An 18,235-nucleotide genomic window follows, 5' to 3' on the forward strand; every position below is an offset into this window, starting at 1 on the left:
GATATCACCGGCCTCGGGGGCTGCTGCGCAGCCCATCGCGGCCAGGTCCGCTCCTACAAGGGTTTCGTCGTTCTATTCCTTAACTGACCGGCATTGGGGCTTGCCCGCGATGAACGATGACGCGCAATGCCTGAAAAACCGCGGTGTCTTCATCGCAGGCAAGCCTGGCTCCTACACGGGTGTGGCGGCGGCCATCAAGGCCGGTACTGGGCGGCAGCCGATTCCAGCGTCTGGGCAATCTGCTCACGCAGGCTTTCAGGCGCTTCGACGATCAGCCCGTCGCCCTGGCTCAACAGCCACCAGCGTAACTGCCTGCTGTTGCTGACGGTGGCCTGCAGGCAATGGCCGTCCTCGAGCGGGGTCAGGGTCATGTCGCTGGACAGCGGCGTCTCGCGGATAAACCGGGCCAGGCTGTCGCTGACCCAGGCCTTCAATGCGATCTTTTCCCGGGTGCCGAATTGCAGGGCATCGGAGTTGAGGTATTCGTGCAGGTCGAACGTGTCGAGGCCGATCACCGTGCTGGGCAAGACGCTCGCATCGCGCAGGCGGTGCACGGCGAACTGGCGCACGTCGGCATACGACTGCGCGGTGGCGATCAGGTAACTGATGGTGCCGCGCTGCACCAGCGCCAAAGGGTTCAGGGTCAGCTCGCTGGTTTTGTCGGCATGCGCCGAGTAGTAGCGGCAGCGTAGCTGGCGTTCCTGCAGCAGGGCTTCCTGCACGGTTTCCAGAATATTGTCCGGCACTTCCGGGGCTTGCAGGTTGATGTCCGGGCGTACGCTGGCGACCTTGTCCAGCCAGCGCGCCGCCTTGTTCTGCCCGGCCATGTGTTCGAGTTTTTGCCGGGCATGGGCGAAGCGTGCATCCAGTACTTTGAGCATGCTCGCCGGCAGCAGCGGGCGGATCGCATCCTCGACCAGCGCCAGGCTCAACGCTTCTGTCACGCTGATGCCTTGCAGATCCACGCAGGCGCCTGGGCGCCAGTGCCAGCCGTAAGGGATGCTTCTGTCATTGCGCAGGATCGGGAAGATCAGCGACAGCTCGTTCAGGTCGCGCTCGATGCTGCGCTTGCTGATGGTAAATCCGGCGTCGAGCAGGCGATTGACCAGTTCGCTGGTCGTCAGCCCCGGCGAGCGGTTGGGCAGTTGGCGCAACAGCTCCCATTGGCGGCTTAGGGTGGTGTGAGCTTTGGCGGATGGCAAATCGAACGTCCTTGTCTAGTTTTGCAAGACAAGCATGGCGACACATGAGCGTTATGGCAAATGGCCATTTTCCGCGCTCATCAAAGGAATGCGTTTGCACGGCTACCTGTTCGATCGCTTGCGACAGGTTCTGTCGTGGCATTGAGCACAATGCAGACGCTCGCCCCATGAGGATGGGGGCGACACAACGAGGATGACCATGTCTGCCGCTTCGAATATCTACCCGTTGCTCGAACACCTGTTGCCGGCCCGGGTGCTCTTGCCCGATCACCGGCCCACTCATCAACAGCGCTTGCTCGCGGGTATCGGATTGCCCTCGCAGCAGGGGCGCGGTGGCGAGTCCTTTCCGCTGGCCACTTGGCTGGACGAAGAACCGAGCGTGCAGACGGTGTACCGGCACTTGCGCAAGCAGGCGCTGAAGGGCGATGTCGATGCGCTCAACGACCTGGGCTGGGTCTGGCTCAACGGCAAGTATTGGCGGGACGACCCGGACATGGCCCGGCAACTGCTGCGCATGGCAGCGCTGCAGGGGCATGCCGTGGCGTGCTTGAACCTCGGTCAGCAACACTATTTCGGCAAGGGTGGCCCGGTGGACTACGCCAGGGCTGCCGAGTGTTATGCCCAGGCGTTCGAGCGGGGCCTGGTGTCGGCGGCTGCGGCGCTGGGCGATCTGTATGAAGAAGAAGTCTGTGTGGACACCCCGGCGTATCCCTGGCCGCTTCAACCGCAGCGTGCGTATCGCTGGTTTTATCTCGGCGCCCAGGAGGGCGATGCCCGCTGTCGCTTTGAAATCGGCTTGCGGCTCTTGCATGGTCAAGCCGTGGCGCGCGACCGCAAGGCCGGCGAGCACTGGCTGGAACTGGCCGCACAAATGGGTGTGATGCAGGCAGCGGAAGAACTGGCGCTGCATTTTCATGCGGTCGACAGGGTGCTGGCCTACCTGTTCTGGCGAGACCGGGCGATTGCCCTGGGCAGCCAGACGGCGCTGGACATGAAGCTTGCGGACCAACTCCGACCGTAAAAAACCTCTCGCGACGCCCTGGCCGAGTTCGACCCGGTATCAAGTCGAACTCGGCGGCTTCTCCATCAACCCCTTGAGCAACTCGATCGGCATCGGAAACACAATCGTCGAGGTCTTGTCCCCGGCGATCATCCCCAGCGTCTGCATGTACCGCAGCTGCATCGCCCCTGATTGACGCCCAAGCATTTCAGCCGCCTGCATGAGTTTCTCCGAGGCCTGCAGTTCACCCTCGGCATGGATCACTTTGGCCCGACGTTCGCGCTCGGCTTCGGCTTGTTTGGCGATGGCGCGGATCATCGACTCGTTCAGGTCCACGTGCTTAATCTCGACGTTCGCGACCTTGATGCCCCAGGCATCGGTCTGGGCGTCGAGCACTTGCTGGATGTCCAGGTTCAGCCGTTCACGCTCGGCCAGCAGCTCATCCAGTTCGTGCTTGCCCAGCACCGCCCGCAAGGTGGTCTGTGCCAATTGGCTGGTGGCCATGAGAAAGTCTTCGACCTGAATGATCGCCTTTTGCGGGTCCAGCACGCGAAAGTACAAGACCGCATTGACCTTCACCGACACGTTGTCGCGGGTGATCACATCCTGGGGCGGCACATCCAGCACCACGGTGCGTAAATCGACCCGCACCATTTGTTGCACGGCCGGGATCAGCAGGATCAGCCCCGGCCCCTTGACCTGCCAGAAGCGGCCGAGCTGGAATACCACGCCACGTTCGTACTCGCGCAGGATACGGAAGGCCGATAACAGCACCACCAGAAACAACGCCACCAGGGCGCCAAAGCCCAACTCGATAAACATCATGGCTCTCCTTGCGGCGACGGCTCGTCAACCGCGCTGACATCCAGCAACAGGCCGTGGCGACCGACCACCTGAACCGCTTGCCCCAAGTGCAGTGGCGTGGCGCAGATCACTTGCCACTGCTCGCCTTGCAGTTGCACCCAGCCGCCGCGCGGGTCATCGGGGTTGAGTTTGCAAATGGTGGTCCGGCTGTCGACCAGGCCCGCGTCGCCACTGACCAGTACCCGGCTTCGGGCTTTGATCGCCATGCCGACCAGCAACATCACCAGCAGCGCGCTGACCACCGCCAGGCCGATGATCAGTGCCAGCGGAATACCGAAGCCCGGCAAGTCGGTGTCCATCAGGATCACCGCACCGACCACGAAGGCGACAATGCCGCCAAAGCCGATCACACCGAAGCTGGGCATAAAGGCCTCGGCAACCATGAACGCCAGCCCGAGCAGAATCAGCCCGACCCCGGCAAAATTCACCGGCAGCAATTGCAAGGCGTACAGTCCCAGCAGCAGGCAGATGCCACCCAACACCCCGCCCACCCCGGAGCCCGGGTTCATGAACTCGAACAGCAGGCCATACACGCCGATCATGAGCAGCATCAACGCCACGCTCGGGTTGGTGATCACCGCCAGCAGGCGCGTTCGCCAGTCCGGCTCATGCTCGATGATAGGGCTGCCTGCGGTGTGCAGCGTCACGGCCTGGCCGCCGGCCTGCAGGGTTTTACCGTCCAGCTGCTTGAGCAGGGCAGGCAGATCGCTGGCCAGGTAATCGATCACCTTGAGCTTCAGTGCCTCATCGGCCGGCAGACTGACCGACTCGCGCACGGCTTTTTCCGCCCAGTCGGCATTGCGCCCGCGCAGGTGCGCGAGGCTGCGGATATAGGCGGTGGCATCATTGATCTGCTTGCGGGCGAGGGTCTCGTCATTGCTGGGGGCAGCGGGCTTGTCCGGTTCGGGTTTGGTGCCGGGGATGCCGCCGATTTGCACGGGCGTGGCCGCGCCCAGGTTGGTGCCCGGCGCCATCGCGGCAATGTGGCTGGCATAAATGATATAGGTGCCGGCACTCGCGGCCCGGGCGCCGCTGGGGGCGACGAAGCTGGCAACCGGCACGGGGCTGGCGAGAATCGCCTTGATGATTTCCCGCATCGAGCTGTCCAGACCGCCGGGCGTGTCGATCTGAATCACCACCAGTTGGGCGTTTTCAGCCTTGGCCCGGTCCAGGCCGCGGATCAGATAGTCGGCGGTGGCCGGGCCAATGGCATCATTGACCGTCAGCACCGCGACAGGGTTCGCGGCCATCGCCGAGCCAGTCCCAAGGCCAAGCAACAGCAGGCACAGCACCAGGCAGCGCCAGCCACGACTGTTCATCGGATCCTCCGTATGTTCGACATCGGCGATTATCAGTTAAAGCTTAGTAGATCGTACCTGCGCGGGGCTTTGGCAATCAGTTAGGCCAATTGCGACTATCGGCGAGGTTACATAGCGTCAACTGTCATTGAAGTGGGCCACTACAGGCCACCGCCTCTGCCTAAACTACAGCTGAGGGGAAAAACCCGTGGCGCCCTGCACCCAAGGGAAAGCAGGGACTGGAGGTGTGTCATGCGTATGGCTAGAACTGTCCAGGAAAGCCTGGACAAAGCGCATTGTAGTTACGACATCGTTGCCCACCCACACTCGGCAACCAGCCTGGAATCGGCCCGTACGGCCGGGGTGCCTGCCGAAAGAGTGGCCAAGGCGGTGATCCTGGATGACCGGCACAACAACTACTTGATGGCTGTGCTGCCGGCCAATCGGCATTTGGATATGAGCAAACTGCCCAAGGACAAACCTTGGGACCTGACCCGCGAAAGCAACTTGCCGCACTGGTTCAGTGATTGTGAACGCGGTGCGATTCCAGCGCTCGGCGGGGCCTATCAGATGTCCATGATTGTCGATCCATCGTTGACCCGCGAGAAAGAGATCTATCTGGAGGCAGGCAACCACAGCTACCTGATTCATATGGACATGGAGCAATACCTGAAACTGGTTCCGCACGCTGAAGTGCGCGAGCTCAGTTGATGAAACGCAAGCATGCGGCCGGGTTCAGCCCGGCCCGAGGAGTGTCCCATGGAGTCACCGACGCATACCCTGCCGTCGCTTTTCGAACAATTGGGGTTGCCGGCTGACCCTGCCGGTATCGAAAAGTTTGTCAGCAGCCATTCGCCGCTCAAGGCCAACTTGATTCTGCACGATGCCTTCTTCTGGACGCCTGCCCAGGCGGCGTTCCTGCGTGAAGGGATCAGCCAGGATGCCGATTGGGCGGAGGTGGTCGATCAACTCAATTTGATGTTGCGCAAAATGGGCTGACATCGGCGCAGTATTCGCTGCGAGCGTTGCTATGCTCAGACAAAACAAGAAACGGGGGGTTTCCAAGATGAAAGATCCCTATGCGCTGGGCTTCTGGTGCTCCGTGACGGCACTCGTCCTGCTCTCGGCGACGTACTTCTACGGGGTCATGCAGACCCATCAGATCAACGCGGCATTGACCTTCCTCGGCGAAGCGGTCGCCCTGATCGCGGCGCTGTCGCTGGCAGTGATGGCCTGGGCGTCCTACCAGGGGTTGCAGGTGAAAAAACGCCAGTTGGCCCAAGGCCGAACGCTGGTTGCCATCTGGAACACCAAAGTCGCCCTGCGCCGCGTTGAAACTGTGTTCGACCGCTATTTCTGGGGCAGCTATTGGCAACCGGGAAGGACCTTCCAGGAAGTCATGGGCGAGCTGACTGGCACCCCGCTGGAAAAAAGCCTCGAAGCGCTCAAGCTGCAATGCCAGGCCCTCGACCAGGAAATCCATAGCCGCGGCTGGCACTGGCTGAACAACGCCCGCGAGCTGTCGACGGTGGCCGTGGCCATGGCCCGTGAACGTTATCAACTGGACTTGTGCGACCCCCAGGCCGGCTCTACCGGCGGGGCGGTGGTCAACCGCGACCTGGAGGTTTTGGTGTACACCTGGTCGGCGCGGCTGCGGACCTTCGACCATCAGCTCGATGAGTTGGAGGAGGAGTATCACTGATGTGCGCAGCTGGTATCGCACCCTTGTAGGAGCAAGGCTAGCCTGCGATGGGGCGCGTAGCGGCCCCGGGGGTCTGCTATGCAGCCCATCGCAGGCTAGCCTTGCTCCTACAGTTTTAGACTGGCCAATTATTCGCCGCGAATGTACTTCTCCAACTGTTCAATCAGGCTCGCCTGCTCGGCAATCGCCTCTTTGACCAGGTCGCCGATCGACAGCAGTCCCACCAGTTGCCCATCCTCCACTACCGGCAAATGCCGCAGGTGCTTGTCGGTCATGATCCCCATGCAGGCCTCGACCGTCTTGTGCCGGTCCACGGTAATCACCGGTGCGCTCATGATCGCGCTGACCGGCGTGCCAATCGAAGACAGCCCCTTGAGCACCACCCGGCGCGCGTAGTCGCGCTCGCTGACCACCCCCACGACCGCACCATTCTCAATCACCGGCAAGGCGCCGACGTCTTTCTCTGCCATCAGCTTCAAGGCTTCCACGACCATCTGGTCGGGGCCGATGGTGTGCACTTGCTGGTTCTTCTGGGCTTTCAGCTTCAGCAACTCTGCCACGGTTTTCATGGGCCAACTCTCCGGAGTGTCGTCCCTCAAGAATCGTGGAGAGATGGCCGAAGGGCAAGTGAGAAAGCGGCATTCAGTGCATAGAAAAACGTCATGACGGCTCAACCGTGGTTTGAGTCAACCAGTCGATGAACTGCGCAAACAGCTCCGCCTGTGAGCCGATCTGCAGTTTGGTGTAAAGATTCTTGCGGTGCATGCGCACGGTTTCCGGCGAAATTTCCAGCACCTGGGCGCTGGATTTGGCCGAGTGGCCGCGCAGCAAGAGGTGGCAAACCTCCTGTTCACGCTCGGTCAGCACATGGGCGCCAAAGCTCTGAAAGGCCGCGGGCAGGCCCGGGTTCAGCCGGTCCAGCTCCTCGCTGGCGGCGGTCGGCAGTTGCTGATCCCAATGCTGATGGGCGACTTGGCGCAGCAAGGGGTCGATCGCCCGCAGGGTTGCCAGCTGGCATTCGTGAAAGCGCGTGGTGCTGATGCCATTGAACAGGCTGATGGAGATTTTCGCCTGTGCGCCCACATCGAGGATGAAATAGCAGTCTTCCTCGGAACCGGCCCCCAGGTAATAGGCCTTGTAGTACTCGCTGTTGAAGAAGTCATCGGGGGCGATGTCTGCCAGGGAGTAGAAACCCTCCGCCAACCCCTGATCCACGGCCAGGCAAAACGGATCAAGCAGGTAGCCGCGGGAAAAATAGCGACGGATCACCGTTTGCCGATACTCGGCCGGAATCCCTCGGTCATACAGCAGGGTGGGCGCCAGGCCCTTGCGCTCCAGGCTGATCATCACCGATTCGACCGGTACCAGCGTGTCGATGGCATCCACCAGCGCGGCGGCAAAGTCCGCGCCGCGCCGCTGCATCAGGGCACTGGCGATGGCCTGGCTCCAGCGTTGCAGGGACAATAGGGAAGCGCCGTGCATGGGTGACCTCCTCGGTGGGCGTTCGCTCGCAGCGACGAGGATATCAGCCTCTGCGGCGCTGGCGAGGGCTTACCCCCAAATGGGTTATTGCTGCACAAGGGCTCGAATTCTTAGGCTGCACGGCACGTCCTGAGAGGAAATCCGAACCATGCACGCATTCGACTCCCGCCCTCGCACCACAATTGACGACGCCGCTCTGGTGGCCGCCGACAAAGCCCACTACATGCACGGCTACCACGTGTTCGACGATCACCGCGTCAACGGTTCGCTGAATATTGCCGCAGGCGAAGGTGCCTATATCGTTGATACTGCCGGCAATCGCTATCTGGATGCGGTGGGCGGCATGTGGTGCACCAATATTGGCCTGGGCCGTGAAGAAATGGTTGAGGCCATCGCCGAGCAGACCCGCCAGCTGGCCTATTCCAACCCGTTCTGCGACATGGCCAACCCGCGCGCGATCGAGCTGTGCCAAAAACTCGCGGAACTGGCGCCGGCCGACCTCGATCACGTCTTCCTGACCACCGGTGGCTCGACCGCCGTGGATACCGCGATCCGCCTGGTGCACTACTACCAGAACTGCCGTGGCAAGCGGGCGAAGAAGAACATCCTCACTCGCTTCAACGCCTATCACGGCTCCACTTACCTGGGCATGTCGCTGGGTGGCAAACAGGCGGACCGTCCGCCTGAGTTCGACTTTCTCCATGACGGCATTCATCACCTCAGCTGCCCGTACTTCTACCGCGCGCCGAAGGGTATGAGCGAAGCAGACTTCCTGGACAGCCTGGTGCAGGAGTTCGAGGCGAAGATTCTGGAGCTGGGTGCCGACACCGTGGGCGCCTTTATCTCTGAGCCGGTGTTCGGTTCCGGTGGTGTGATCGTGCCGCCCGAAGGCTATCACCGACGGATGTGGGAAGTTTGCCAGCGCCATGACGTGCTCTACATCGCCGATGAAGTGGTGACCTCGTTCGGCCGCCTCGGCCATTTCTTCGCCTCCGACGCGGTGTTCGGCGTGGTGCCCGACATCATTACCACCGCCAAGGGCCTGACTTCCGGATATCAGCCGCTGGGCGCCTGCATCTTCTCCGAGCGCATCTGGCAGGTGATTGCCGAGCCCGATCAAGGCCGCTGCTTCAGCCATGGCTTCACCTATTCCGGCCACCCGGTGGCCTGCGCGGCGGCCTTGAAGAACATCGAGATCATCGAACGCGAAGGCCTGCTGCAGCACGCCGATGAAGTGGGGCGTTATTTCGAGGAGCGCCTGCAGACCCTGGCCGACCTGCCGATCGTGGGTGAGGTGCGTGGCCGCCGCTTTATGGCCTGCGTCGAGTTCGTCGCCGACAAGAACACCCGCGAGCTGTTCCCCGAAGCCGTCAACATCGGTGAATGGGTGCACTTGCGGGCGCAGAAGCGCGGCCTGCTGGTGCGCCCCATCGTGCACCTGAACGTGATGTCGCCGCCCTTGATCCTCACCCGCGAACAAGTGGACTTTATCGTTGAGGTTCTGCGAGAAAGCATCCTTGAAACCCTGGAGGACCTGAAACAGGCCGGCCACTGGTAAGCCCAGATTTCGCCATGCGCGCCCGGGGCTCCCGGGCCCGCCGCTCCCCGCAGAGGAAATCCCCTGATGGACACAAACAACAAAAACAAAGTTCTACGACTGCGCGATGTCACCCTCTACACCGTCTCGGCGATGCTGTTCATGGACCAGATCGCCCTGGCCGCCTCACTCGGCTCCACCAGCCTGTTCTGGTGGGCCTATGTGCTGGTGGTGCTGTTTATCCCCATGGCCATGATGACCTCGGAATTGGGCACCGCCTTTCCCGACAACGGCGGCGTTTACCACTGGGTGCGCACCGCGTTCGGCTTCAAGTGGGGCGCGCGGGTGTCGTGGATGTACTGGATCAACAACGCCTTGTGGATGCCCTCGGTGTATATCCTGTTCGCCGGCATGCTCAGCGCGTTCTATTTTCCCGAGTTGAGCCTGTGGGCCAAGATCGCCATCGGTGTGGTGCTGGCGCTGTTCACGGCGGCGGTCAATGCCCTGGCCCTGCGCATTGGCAAGTGGCTGCCGAACATCGGCGCGATCCTCAAGCTGATTGCGGTGTTGGGGCTGGGCATCGGTGGTATCAGTTATGGCCTTCGCGAAGGCTTCGCCAACCCTTTTACCCTTGAAGCGATGCTGCCCACCTCCGGGCATGAGATCGCGGCGCTGGGCATCATGGTCTACGGCATCATGGGCACGGAACTGGCGTGTTGCAGCGCGGCAGAAATGATCAACCCCAAGCGCGATATTCCCCGTGCGGTGCTGATCTCCGGAGTGATCATCGCGGCCTTCAATGTCTTTGGCACCCTCGGCGTGCTGGCCGCCGTACCGCCGGACAAGACCGACGTCACACAGATTTTCGCCGGCTCCCTGTTCGCCATGTACGGCCACGACGGGCTGGGCGGGCTGTTCGCCAATATGATCGCCTGCTTTGTGCTGTTCACCCTGTTCACCAACATGGTGACCTGGAGCATGGGCACCAACCGTGCCGCCGTGGCGGCGGCTGCCAGCGGCGAGTTTCCGGCGCTGTTCGGGGTGGTGCATCCGCGGCACAAAACGCCGATTGGCTCGGCCCTGATGGCCTCGCTGGTGAGCGTGGTGCTGATGGTGGTCTACGGCCTGGTGGCCGACAGCGCCGAAGCCCTGTTCTGGACCCTGCTGTCGATCTTCGCGATGATTTTCATGATGCCTTACGTGCTGATGTGCCTGGCTTTCATCAAGTTGCGCCTGACCGACCCGACCCCGCGCCCGTTTCGTATGCCGCTGGGCAACCGCATGGCTTGCTTGTGGGCGGCGATTGTGGGGCTGCATGTGCTGGCGGGGATTGCGCTGTTCGTGGTGACACCGGGTGAGCCGATCAGTTGGGGGCGCACCGGGCAGATCCTGATCGGCGTGGTGTTGGCGTTGTTGATCGGTGAAGCGGTGATTCGCCTCGGTGGCAAGCCACAGACCGCAACAGTGCCGGTGGCCTGATATTTTTCAGGGAGGCCGCCCGGGAACAAGTTAACATGTGAATCACTTGTTCCCGAACGGCATGTTCCCGGCCATGACTAGCACTGCTTCCACTCGTTGGCCCGCCTCGCTGCGGGCTCTGCAGCACCCCAACTTTCGCCTGTACTTCATCGGCCATGCCATCTCCACCCTCGGCACTTGGGTGCAGATGGTGGCGCTCTCCTGGCTGGTCTACCGACTGACGGACTCCGCCGCGCTGTTGGGCCTGACGACGTTTGCGTCGCTGCTGCCGCAATTGATCGTCGGCCCCATTGCCGGAGCCTGGATCGATCGTCATGACAAGCGCCGATTGTTGATTGGCACGCAAACACTGCTCGGCGTGCAGGCGGCCGTACTGGCGTTGCTGACCTGGAGTGGCCATATCAATGCCGGCTTGATCGTCGCCATGTCGGTGCTGCTGGGTGTGCTCAATGCCGTTGACACGCCGCTGCGCCAATCACTGCTCAGCCGCTTCGTCGAAGACCCCAAGGATCTGCCCAACGCGTTGGCGCTGAACGCCATGCTGTTCACCTGCTCGCGCTTTATCGGTCCGCCGCTGGCGGGGCTGATCCTGGGGATGACCGGCGAAGCCGTGTGCTTTGCCTTGAATGCTCTGTCTTATTGCGCCTTGATCTTCAGCCTGCTGGCGGTGCGCATGAGTGTGGGCCTCACGGCCAAGGGCAGCATGCGCAGCGTCTTTCGCGAAGGCTTGAACTACGCCCTGCAGACCCCTTCAGTGCGCACGATGATGATCGGCGTGCTGGTCGTCAACGTCACCGCCTCGAGCTACGCCGTGTTGCTGCCCGTGTTCGCCCGCGACATCTTCGCCGGCGATGCCAGAACTCTGGGCTGGCTCTGGGGGGCGGCAGGCTTCGGTTCCCTGGCTTCGACTATCGTGCTGGCCGGGCGCCAATCCGTGACCGAGCTGCACCGGCTGATCTACGCCTCAGCCGTCGCCTGCGCCCTGGCGCTGATGGTCTTCGCCGCCAGCACCCATTTGGCACTGTCACTGGCCGCCATGGCCGTGCTCGGCTTTGGCGTGACGGTCAACAACGTGGGCACCAACATCCTTTTGCAAAGCCAGGCGCCGGAAGTGCTGCGGGGGCGGGTGGTGTCGATCTATACCTCGACGCGGTTCGGCTTTGATGCGATTGGCGGGTTGTTGGCGGGGTTGCTGGCGGCGCGGCTAGGGGGGCCGTGGGCGATGCAGATTGCGGGTGGGGTGTTGATGGTTTATTGCGTTTGGCAGGGGGTAGTGCGGTATCGCACTGACACCCCATGACCTTTACTGGCGAATCGGCGGACACTTTTTGACTTGGTCGATGGGCAGATCAACTCGTAGTCTGGAAGGAAAAAGTGGTTGGGAGCCGATAGGATGGTCTCAATTTCAAAAAAACCGCCATCTCAAATTAGGCATGATGCAAGTGCTTTCAGCCGGAAGGGTTCGATTGTTATGAGTGAACACCAGCAGCGGGAATGGAAGGCCGCGTGGCGAGATGATTATCTGAAATGGATATGCGGTTTCGCCAATGCTGAAGGCGGTGTGCTGGAGATCGGACGCAGCGATGCTGGCGAGCCGGTGGGCGTGCCCGATGCTGCTCGTCTGTTGGAGGAGATCCCCAACAAGGTGCGTGACGTACTAGGGATTATGGTCGATGTAAATCTGCGCGAGGAAGCCGGCAAGTCGTTGCTGGAAATCGTTGTGCCGGCTTACCCAAGCCCGGTCAGCTACAAGGGGGAATACCACTATCGGAGTGGCAGCACCAAGCAGGAGCTGAAAGGCCTGGCACTTTCGCGTTTTCTGTTGCGCAAGCAGGGGTTACATTGGGATGGTGTGCCGCTGCCTGGCCTATCTCTAGACGACTGCCTACCTTCCGCGTTGCAAGGCTTTCGCGCCAAAGCAGCCAGGAGCGGGCGAGTTGATGAAGCTGTGCTGCACGACAGTGACACTGTCCTGCTGGCCAGCCTGCAATTGGAGGAAGGTCAATTCCTGAAGCGCGCGACCGCACTTTTATTCGGCGCACAGCCTGAGCGCTTCGTACCCGGCGCCTACATTAAAATCGGATTTTTTGTCACTGATGACGATTTGCGCTATCAAGATGAAGTTCACGGCGATTTGTTCGCTCAAGTAGCAAAGACCCTGGAACTGCTCTACAGCAAGTACCTCAAGGCTTTCATCCGTTATGACGGTGTGCAGCGTGTGGAGCGTTATCTGTTCCCGTTACAAGCTCTTCGCGAGGCATTGCTCAATGCGGTGATTCACAAAGATTACGCCAGTGGTATTCCGATCCAGATCAGCGTTTACGAAAATCAGATTGTGATCTGGAACCCTGGTCAGTTGCCCGAACGCTGGACGCAGCAGCAACTATTGGCCAAACACCCTTCCCATCCCTTCAATCCGCTGTTGGCTTCGGCATTTTTCCGTGCGGGTTATGTGGAGGCCTGGGGGCGTGGTATCGAGAAAATCCTCAGTGAGTGCCGCGGTCACGACATTCCTCCACCTCAGTTCGATAGCAGCTTGTCAGGATTGATGCTTACGTTTCAGGTCGATCAGACTCAGGCCCAAGAAACTACCCAAGAAACTACCCAAGAAACTACCCAAGAAACTACCCAAGAAATCAGTCCGGGCACTGTGACGGGTAAAATTTTAGCCCTATTGCGTCAGCACCCAGTGATCACCAGGCGCGAGCTGGCTGCGCGGCTCGGACTAAGCCCTGACGGCGCCAAGTATCATCTGAACAAGCTAAAAGCGGCCGGGGTGATCCGTCATGTTGGTCCAACAAAAAGCGGACACTGGGAAGTATTGAAGTAAGGCGTGGAACAGCAGACCGTATGACCGAAATCGGGGATGTCATCAATAAAAAAGGCCCCAGGTTTGCACCTGGGGCCTTTCTCTCTATATGGCGCACTCGGCGGGATTCGAACCCACGACCCCTGCCTTCGGAGGGCAGTACTCTATCCAGCTGAGCTACGAGTGCAACGCGGGCGCCATCATACCCATCTACGGGGCGGTCGTCCATGCCGACAATTTGTAGTCGATTTCGCACGGTGGCGGGGCTATAACTGACGTTTATCCGAAAATCCGTCCGCTCAGCCGCTTTTTGTTCTTTTTTTTGAACAGCCTATTGTCCTTTACCCCCATTGATCCTAGGATTCGTTTGAGATTTCAAACGCTCGACCGCCCTTGGGGCTCCTTTTTTAAAATCAACAATTTGCTCCGTGCGTGCACGGTGCTGTTAAGGAAGCCGACATGCAGCTTAAAGATGCCCAATTGTTGCGCCAACAAGCCTATATCGACGGTGTATGGCTGGACGCGGACAATGGCCAGACCATCAAGGTGACCAACCCGGCTACCGGCGAGACCCTCGGTACCGTTCCGAAGATGGGCGCGGCTGAAACCCGCCGTGCCATCGAGGCCGCCGACAAGGCGCTGCCGGCCTGGCGTGCACTGACCGCCAAGGAACGTGCGGGCAAGCTGCGTCGCTGGTTCGAACTGATGATCGAAAACCAGGACGACCTGGCACGCCTGATGACCCTGGAGCAGGGCAAGCCGCTGGCCGAAGCCAAGGGCGAGATCGTCTACGCGGCCTCCTTCATCGAGTGGTTCGCTGAAGAAGCCAAGCGCGTGTACGGCGACACCATTCCTGGCCATCAGCCAGACAAGCGCCTGATCGTGATCAAGCAACCGATCGGCGTGACCGCGGCCATCACCCCGTGGAACTTCCCGGCGGCGATGATCACCCGTAAAGCCGGCCCGGCCCTGGCCGCTGGCTGCACCATGGTCCTCAAGCCCGCTTCGCAGACCCCGTTCTCCGCCTTGGCCCTGGCCGAGCTGGCTGAGCGTGCCGGCATTCCGAAAGGCGTGCTGAGCGTGGTCACCGGCAGCGCTGGCGACATCGGCAGCGAGCTGACCAGCAACCCGATCGTGCGCAAACTGTCCTTCACCGGCTCGACCGAAATCGGTCGTCAGCTGATGGCTGAATGCGCCAAGGACATCAAGAAGGTGTCGCTGGAACTGGGTGGCAACGCACCGTTTATCGTGTTCGACGACGCGGACCTGGATAAGGCCGTCGAAGGCGCGATCATCTCCAAGTACCGCAACAATGGCCAGACCTGCGTCTGCGCCAACCGCATCTACGTGCAGGACGGTGTGTACGACGCCTTCGCCGAGAAGCTGAAAGCTGCGGTCGCCAAGCTCAAGATCGGTAACGGTCTGGACGAAGGCACCACCACTGGCCCGCTGATCGACGAAAAAGCCGTGGCCAAGGTTCAGGAACACATCGCCGACGCCCTGGGCAAAGGCGCCAAGCTGCTGACCGGCGGCAAGAGCATCGAAGGCAACTTCTTCGAGCCGACCGTGCTGGTCGACGTGCCGCGCAACGCCGCGGTGGCCAAGGAAGAAACCTTCGGCCCGCTGGCACCGCTGTTCCGCTTCAAGGACGAAGCCGACGTGATCTCGATGTCGAACGACACCGAATTCGGCCTGGCGTCCTACTTCTATGCCCGTGACATCAGCCGCATCTTCCGTGTGGCCGAAGCGCTGGAATACGGCATGGTGGGTATCAACACCGGCCTGATCTCCAACGAAGTCGCGCCGTTCGGCGGCATCAAGGCTTCGGGCCTGGGCCGTGAAGGCTCCAAGTACGGCATCGAAGACTACCTGGAAATCAAATACCTGTGCCTGAGCATCTGACAGCACGGTAAGGCTTTACCTCCCCGGCAGGACGCGAAAGCGACGTCCTGCCGGTTTTTTACTGCAAGCCCTTACCCCGCGCGGCACGGAGGCTGCAGCAGTCGATCATCGTATGCTGCTGCAGTTGTACCGGCCGCTGATCCTTGAACCACGCCGCCCGATGAGCGGCGAATGAGGAAATGAAATGAGCAAGACCAACGAATCCTTGATGCAACGCCGTGTAGCCGCCGTTCCACGTGGCGTGGGCCAGATCCACCCGATCTTCGCCGAGTCCGCGAAGAACGCCACCGTGACTGACGTTGAAGGCCGCGAGTTCATCGACTTCGCCGGTGGTATCGCGGTACTGAACACCGGTCACTTGCACCCGAAAATCATCGCTGCCGTAGAAGCCCAACTGAAGAAGCTGACCCACACCTGCTTCCAGGTGCTGGCGTACGAGCCGTACGTTGAGCTGTGCGAGAAAATCAACGCGCGCGTTCCAGGCGACTTCGCCAAGAAAACCCTGCTGGTCACCACCGGCTCCGAAGCTGTCGAAAACGCCGTGAAAATCGCCCGCGCCGCCACTGGCCGCGCTGGCGTGATCGCCTTCACTGGCGCTTATCACGGTCGCACCATGATGACCCTGGGCCTGACCGGTAAAGTCGTGCCTTACTCCGCTGGCATGGGCCTGATGCCAGGCGGCATCTTCCGCGCGCTGTACCCTTGCGAGCTGCACGGTGTGAGCATCGATGATTCGATCGCCAGCATCGAGCGCATCTTCAAGAACGACGCCGAGCCAAAAGACATTGCAGCCATCATCATCGAGCCGGTTCAGGGCGAAGGTGGCTTCTACGTCGCGCCGAAAGAGTTCATGGTTCGCCTGCGTGCCCTGTGCGACAAGCACGGCATCCTGCTGATCGCTGACGAAGTGCAGACCGGCGCTGGCCGTACCGGCACCTTCTTCGCCATGGAACAAATGGGCGTTGCCCCGGACCTGACCACTTTCGCCAAATCCATCGCCGGTGGTTTCCCGGTGGCAGGCGTGTGCGGCAAGGCCGAGTACATGGACGCCATCGCGCCAGGCGGCCTGGGCGGCACCTACGCCGGTAGCCCGATCGCTTGCGCCGCGGCCCTGGCCGTGATGGAAGTGTTTGAAGAAGAAAACCTGCTGGACCGCAGCAAGGCTGTCGGCGAGCGCCTGGTCACTGGCCTGAAGAACATTCAGAAAAAGTACCCGGTCATCGGCGAAGTCCGTGCCCTGGGTTCGATGATCGCGGTCGAGCTGTTCGACGACGGCGATGCGCACAAGCCAAACGCTGCCGCCGTTGCACAGGTGGTCGCCAAGGCGCGTGACAAGGGCCTGATCCTGCTGTCCTGCGGCACCTACGGCAACGTCCTGCGCGTACTGGTTCCGTTGACCGCTCCGGACGAGCAGCTGGACAAAGGTCTGGCAATCATCGAAGAGTGCTTCGCTGAGCTGGCCTGAAGTGTGATCGGCTAGACAAAAAAACCCGCTTCGGCGGGTTTTTTTTTGTACCAAAGTGTCTGGCGGGCGTTAATGTTTGTACAGGAAGCCGCCCGGGAAGGCGGCAAGCGTGATTTTGGAGAACACCGTATGACCGCCGTTGACACATCCGCCGCACCCAAAGTGCTGATTGCGGAGGCTGATCCGTGGATGCGCGAATTGTTGGTGCAGACCGTGCTCAGTGTGCGCTGCGATGCTCAATTGACCGTCTGTGCCGATGGCCTGGAGGCGCTGACAGGGCTGGGTCAGACGCCGGACCTGATTCTCGCGACCTGGGAGCTGCCGGGCCTGGACGGCCTGGAGCTGTTGCGCCGGGTGCGTCAGCGCAGGATGCAGCCGGTGGTGCCCTTCATCTTGCTGAGCGCGCGCAGTGACGGTGCCAGCGTGCGTGAGGTACTGCCGTTTTCGCCCTCTGCCTATCTGACCAAACCCTTGAACATGGACTCGCTCAAGCAGCGGCTCAATGCGCTGATGCAGGCGTTCGGTCAGGAAATGGCCTGCGAAGTGCCCCCGTTGCGGCCGGGCATGACCCTGCACAAGTTTCTTGAAGGCCGCCGAGCCTCCACCGATGGCGGGCCGTTGCTGGCGGACGTGCAGGTGGCGGTCAAGCGCAGCCTCAATCCCCATGGCTTGAACCTGAAGGTGTTGGAAGAAGAATTGCGCACCGACCCGCAGATCACCGCTGTCTTGATCGCGGCCGCCAACAGTGCCGCCCAGCACCGCGACGGCATGGTGCAGACCTTGATGCAGGCGCTGCTGACCCTGGGCACCACCCAGAGCATGAACCTGGTGCTGGGCCTGGCGCTCAAGCGCAGTGCCAAACTCAGCGACCCGGCCTTGGCCGAGCACGCCGAGCGTTATTGGAAGGCGGCGTTGCACACCGCCGAATATGGCCGGACCCTGGCGCGGCAGTTGGAGATCGATCAAGAACGTTGCTACTGCGCAGGCCTGCTCCATTGCCTGGGCGACCTGGCGCTGCTGCGCTGCTTGCAGGAGTGGTTGCTGGCGGGCGGGACGCTGGAAGAGGGGCAGATTGCCAAGGCGCTGGATGAGTTCGGCGCAGCCTATGGATCGGCGCTGCGCACGCGCTGGCGCTTGCCGCTGGAACTGCGTGAGTTGATTGCGGCGGTGTACCAGCTGGGCGGTGGGGTGTATTCACGTGATGAGCTGGCGATGAATCTGGCAGCGCAAATGGCGCGGCTACCGGCGGACGCAGGGCTTGAGGGTGTGGCGGACAGCAAGTCGGCGCGGTTGCTGAAGATGGCGGTGTCGGATCTGGGGCGGTTGCGCCTTCGCGGGCAAGCCGCAATGCCAGTCAGTTAAGGCGAATTACATGTGGGAGCGGATTTATCCGCGAATGATGACGACGCGCAATGCCTGAAAAAACGCGGTGTGCTCATTCGCGGATAAATACGCTCCCACATCAATGACTTAACACAATGGCCTTGGGGCAAGC

The 18,235-nt window shown here is 61.2% G+C and carries 16 protein-coding genes and 1 tRNA gene; 11 read left to right on the forward strand and 6 right to left on the reverse strand.

Annotation, left to right across the window (positions count from 1 at the left end):
- Positions 1 to 194: 194 nt before the first annotated feature.
- Positions 195 to 1,202 carry a YafY family protein gene (locus GUY40_RS25645; protein ID WP_166571707.1) on the reverse strand — a complete coding sequence of 336 codons (1,008 nt, stop codon included), beginning with the start codon at positions 1,200 to 1,202 and terminating at the stop codon, positions 195 to 197.
- A gap of 199 nt (positions 1,203 to 1,401) precedes the next feature.
- Between GUY40_RS25645 and GUY40_RS25650 the strand changes: the two genes are divergently transcribed.
- Positions 1,402 to 2,223 carry a tetratricopeptide repeat protein gene (locus GUY40_RS25650; RefSeq protein WP_166571708.1) on the forward strand — a complete coding sequence of 274 codons (822 nt, stop codon included), beginning with the start codon at positions 1,402 to 1,404 and terminating at the stop codon, positions 2,221 to 2,223.
- Positions 2,224 to 2,262: 39 nt separating this feature from the next.
- Here the strand turns inward: GUY40_RS25650 and GUY40_RS25655 are convergent, their stop codons facing one another.
- Complete coding sequence (locus tag GUY40_RS25655) at positions 2,263 to 3,024, reverse strand: slipin family protein (protein ID WP_166571730.1); 762 nt, start codon at positions 3,022 to 3,024, stop codon at positions 2,263 to 2,265.
- The gene (locus GUY40_RS25660) at positions 3,024 to 4,385 is read right to left on the reverse strand and encodes a nodulation protein NfeD (protein WP_166571709.1); all 1,362 of its coding nucleotides are present in this window, start codon (positions 4,383 to 4,385) and stop codon (positions 3,024 to 3,026) included. The genes GUY40_RS25655 and GUY40_RS25660 overlap by 1 nt, the downstream gene beginning before the upstream one ends.
- 231 nt (positions 4,386 to 4,616) lie before the next feature.
- Between GUY40_RS25660 and GUY40_RS25665 the strand changes: the two genes are divergently transcribed.
- From GUY40_RS25665 to GUY40_RS25675, 3 genes are all read left to right on the forward strand, one after another.
- Positions 4,617 to 5,075 carry an aminoacyl-tRNA deacylase gene (locus GUY40_RS25665; protein ID WP_166571710.1) on the forward strand — a complete coding sequence of 153 codons (459 nt, stop codon included), beginning with the start codon at positions 4,617 to 4,619 and terminating at the stop codon, positions 5,073 to 5,075.
- A 48-nt stretch (positions 5,076 to 5,123) separates the two neighbouring features.
- On the forward strand, positions 5,124 to 5,363 hold the full coding sequence (locus GUY40_RS25670) for a DUF2789 domain-containing protein (protein ID WP_166571711.1): 240 nt from the start codon (positions 5,124 to 5,126) through the stop codon (positions 5,361 to 5,363).
- Between the two features lie 67 nt (positions 5,364 to 5,430).
- Positions 5,431 to 6,066, forward strand: coding sequence for an NADH:ubiquinone oxidoreductase subunit N (locus GUY40_RS25675; RefSeq protein ID WP_166571712.1), 636 nt, complete (start codon positions 5,431 to 5,433; stop codon positions 6,064 to 6,066).
- A gap of 128 nt (positions 6,067 to 6,194) precedes the next feature.
- Here the strand turns inward: GUY40_RS25675 and GUY40_RS25680 are convergent, their stop codons facing one another.
- Both GUY40_RS25680 and GUY40_RS25685 read right to left on the reverse strand, forming a co-directional pair.
- Positions 6,195 to 6,635: a CBS domain-containing protein gene (locus GUY40_RS25680; RefSeq protein ID WP_166571713.1), complete on the reverse strand. Its 441-nt coding sequence runs from the start codon at positions 6,633 to 6,635 to the stop codon at positions 6,195 to 6,197.
- Between the two features lie 91 nt (positions 6,636 to 6,726).
- The gene (locus GUY40_RS25685; protein ID WP_166571714.1) at positions 6,727 to 7,548 is read right to left on the reverse strand and encodes a helix-turn-helix transcriptional regulator; all 822 of its coding nucleotides are present in this window, start codon (positions 7,546 to 7,548) and stop codon (positions 6,727 to 6,729) included.
- Between the two features lie 148 nt (positions 7,549 to 7,696).
- Between GUY40_RS25685 and GUY40_RS25690 the strand changes: the two genes are divergently transcribed.
- From GUY40_RS25690 to GUY40_RS25705, 4 genes are all read left to right on the forward strand, one after another.
- On the forward strand, positions 7,697 to 9,106 hold the full coding sequence (locus GUY40_RS25690; RefSeq protein WP_166571715.1) for an aminotransferase: 1,410 nt from the start codon (positions 7,697 to 7,699) through the stop codon (positions 9,104 to 9,106).
- Between the two features lie 66 nt (positions 9,107 to 9,172).
- Positions 9,173 to 10,564, forward strand: coding sequence for an APC family permease (locus GUY40_RS25695; protein WP_166571716.1), 1,392 nt, complete (start codon positions 9,173 to 9,175; stop codon positions 10,562 to 10,564).
- Positions 10,565 to 10,637: 73 nt separating this feature from the next.
- Positions 10,638 to 11,864 carry an MFS transporter gene (locus GUY40_RS25700; protein ID WP_166571717.1) on the forward strand — a complete coding sequence of 409 codons (1,227 nt, stop codon included), beginning with the start codon at positions 10,638 to 10,640 and terminating at the stop codon, positions 11,862 to 11,864.
- Between the two features lie 171 nt (positions 11,865 to 12,035).
- Positions 12,036 to 13,394, forward strand: coding sequence for an ATP-binding protein (locus GUY40_RS25705; RefSeq protein WP_166571718.1), 1,359 nt, complete (start codon positions 12,036 to 12,038; stop codon positions 13,392 to 13,394).
- Between the two features lie 89 nt (positions 13,395 to 13,483).
- Here GUY40_RS25705 and GUY40_RS25710 read toward each other — a convergent pair.
- Positions 13,484 to 13,560: transfer RNA gene (locus GUY40_RS25710), tRNA-Arg, on the reverse strand.
- 272 nt (positions 13,561 to 13,832) lie between these two features.
- Between GUY40_RS25710 and gabD the strand changes: the two genes are divergently transcribed.
- The 3 genes from gabD (at position 13,833) to GUY40_RS25725 (ending at position 18,102) form a co-directional block, all read left to right on the forward strand.
- Positions 13,833 to 15,275, forward strand: a complete 1,443-nt coding sequence (gene gabD / locus GUY40_RS25715) for an NADP-dependent succinate-semialdehyde dehydrogenase (RefSeq protein ID WP_166571719.1) — start codon at positions 13,833 to 13,835, stop codon at positions 15,273 to 15,275.
- Between the two features lie 184 nt (positions 15,276 to 15,459).
- The gene (gabT, locus tag GUY40_RS25720) at positions 15,460 to 16,740 is read left to right on the forward strand and encodes a 4-aminobutyrate--2-oxoglutarate transaminase (RefSeq protein ID WP_166571720.1); all 1,281 of its coding nucleotides are present in this window, start codon (positions 15,460 to 15,462) and stop codon (positions 16,738 to 16,740) included.
- Positions 16,741 to 16,869: 129 nt separating this feature from the next.
- Complete coding sequence (locus GUY40_RS25725; RefSeq protein ID WP_166571721.1) at positions 16,870 to 18,102, forward strand: HDOD domain-containing protein; 1,233 nt, start codon at positions 16,870 to 16,872, stop codon at positions 18,100 to 18,102.
- Positions 18,103 to 18,235: the final 133 nt, after the last annotated feature.

It is taken from the genome of Pseudomonas sp. R5(2019) (assembly GCF_009905435.1).
GTDB lineage: Bacteria > Pseudomonadota > Gammaproteobacteria > Pseudomonadales > Pseudomonadaceae > Aquipseudomonas.

Coding starts and splice junctions, on each gene's coding strand:
- GUY40_RS25650 (WP_166571708.1), top strand. CDS start 1,402: ATGTCTGCCGCTTCGAATATCTACCCGTTGCTCGAACACCTGTTGCCG.
- GUY40_RS25655 (WP_166571730.1), bottom strand. CDS start 3,024: ATGTTTATCGAGTTGGGCTTTGGCGCCCTGGTGGCGTTGTTTCTGGTG.
- GUY40_RS25660 (WP_166571709.1), bottom strand. CDS start 4,385: ATGAACAGTCGTGGCTGGCGCTGCCTGGTGCTGTGCCTGCTGTTGCTT.
- GUY40_RS25665 (WP_166571710.1), top strand. CDS start 4,617: ATGCGTATGGCTAGAACTGTCCAGGAAAGCCTGGACAAAGCGCATTGT.
- GUY40_RS25670 (WP_166571711.1), top strand. CDS start 5,124: ATGGAGTCACCGACGCATACCCTGCCGTCGCTTTTCGAACAATTGGGG.
- GUY40_RS25675 (WP_166571712.1), top strand. CDS start 5,431: ATGAAAGATCCCTATGCGCTGGGCTTCTGGTGCTCCGTGACGGCACTC.
- GUY40_RS25680 (WP_166571713.1), bottom strand. CDS start 6,635: ATGAAAACCGTGGCAGAGTTGCTGAAGCTGAAAGCCCAGAAGAACCAG.
- GUY40_RS25685 (WP_166571714.1), bottom strand. CDS start 7,548: ATGCACGGCGCTTCCCTATTGTCCCTGCAACGCTGGAGCCAGGCCATC.
- GUY40_RS25690 (WP_166571715.1), top strand. CDS start 7,697: ATGCACGCATTCGACTCCCGCCCTCGCACCACAATTGACGACGCCGCT.
- GUY40_RS25695 (WP_166571716.1), top strand. CDS start 9,173: ATGGACACAAACAACAAAAACAAAGTTCTACGACTGCGCGATGTCACC.
- GUY40_RS25700 (WP_166571717.1), top strand. CDS start 10,638: ATGACTAGCACTGCTTCCACTCGTTGGCCCGCCTCGCTGCGGGCTCTG.
- GUY40_RS25705 (WP_166571718.1), top strand. CDS start 12,036: ATGAGTGAACACCAGCAGCGGGAATGGAAGGCCGCGTGGCGAGATGAT.
- gabD (WP_166571719.1), top strand. CDS start 13,833: ATGCAGCTTAAAGATGCCCAATTGTTGCGCCAACAAGCCTATATCGAC.
- gabT (WP_166571720.1), top strand. CDS start 15,460: ATGAGCAAGACCAACGAATCCTTGATGCAACGCCGTGTAGCCGCCGTT.
- GUY40_RS25725 (WP_166571721.1), top strand. CDS start 16,870: ATGACCGCCGTTGACACATCCGCCGCACCCAAAGTGCTGATTGCGGAG.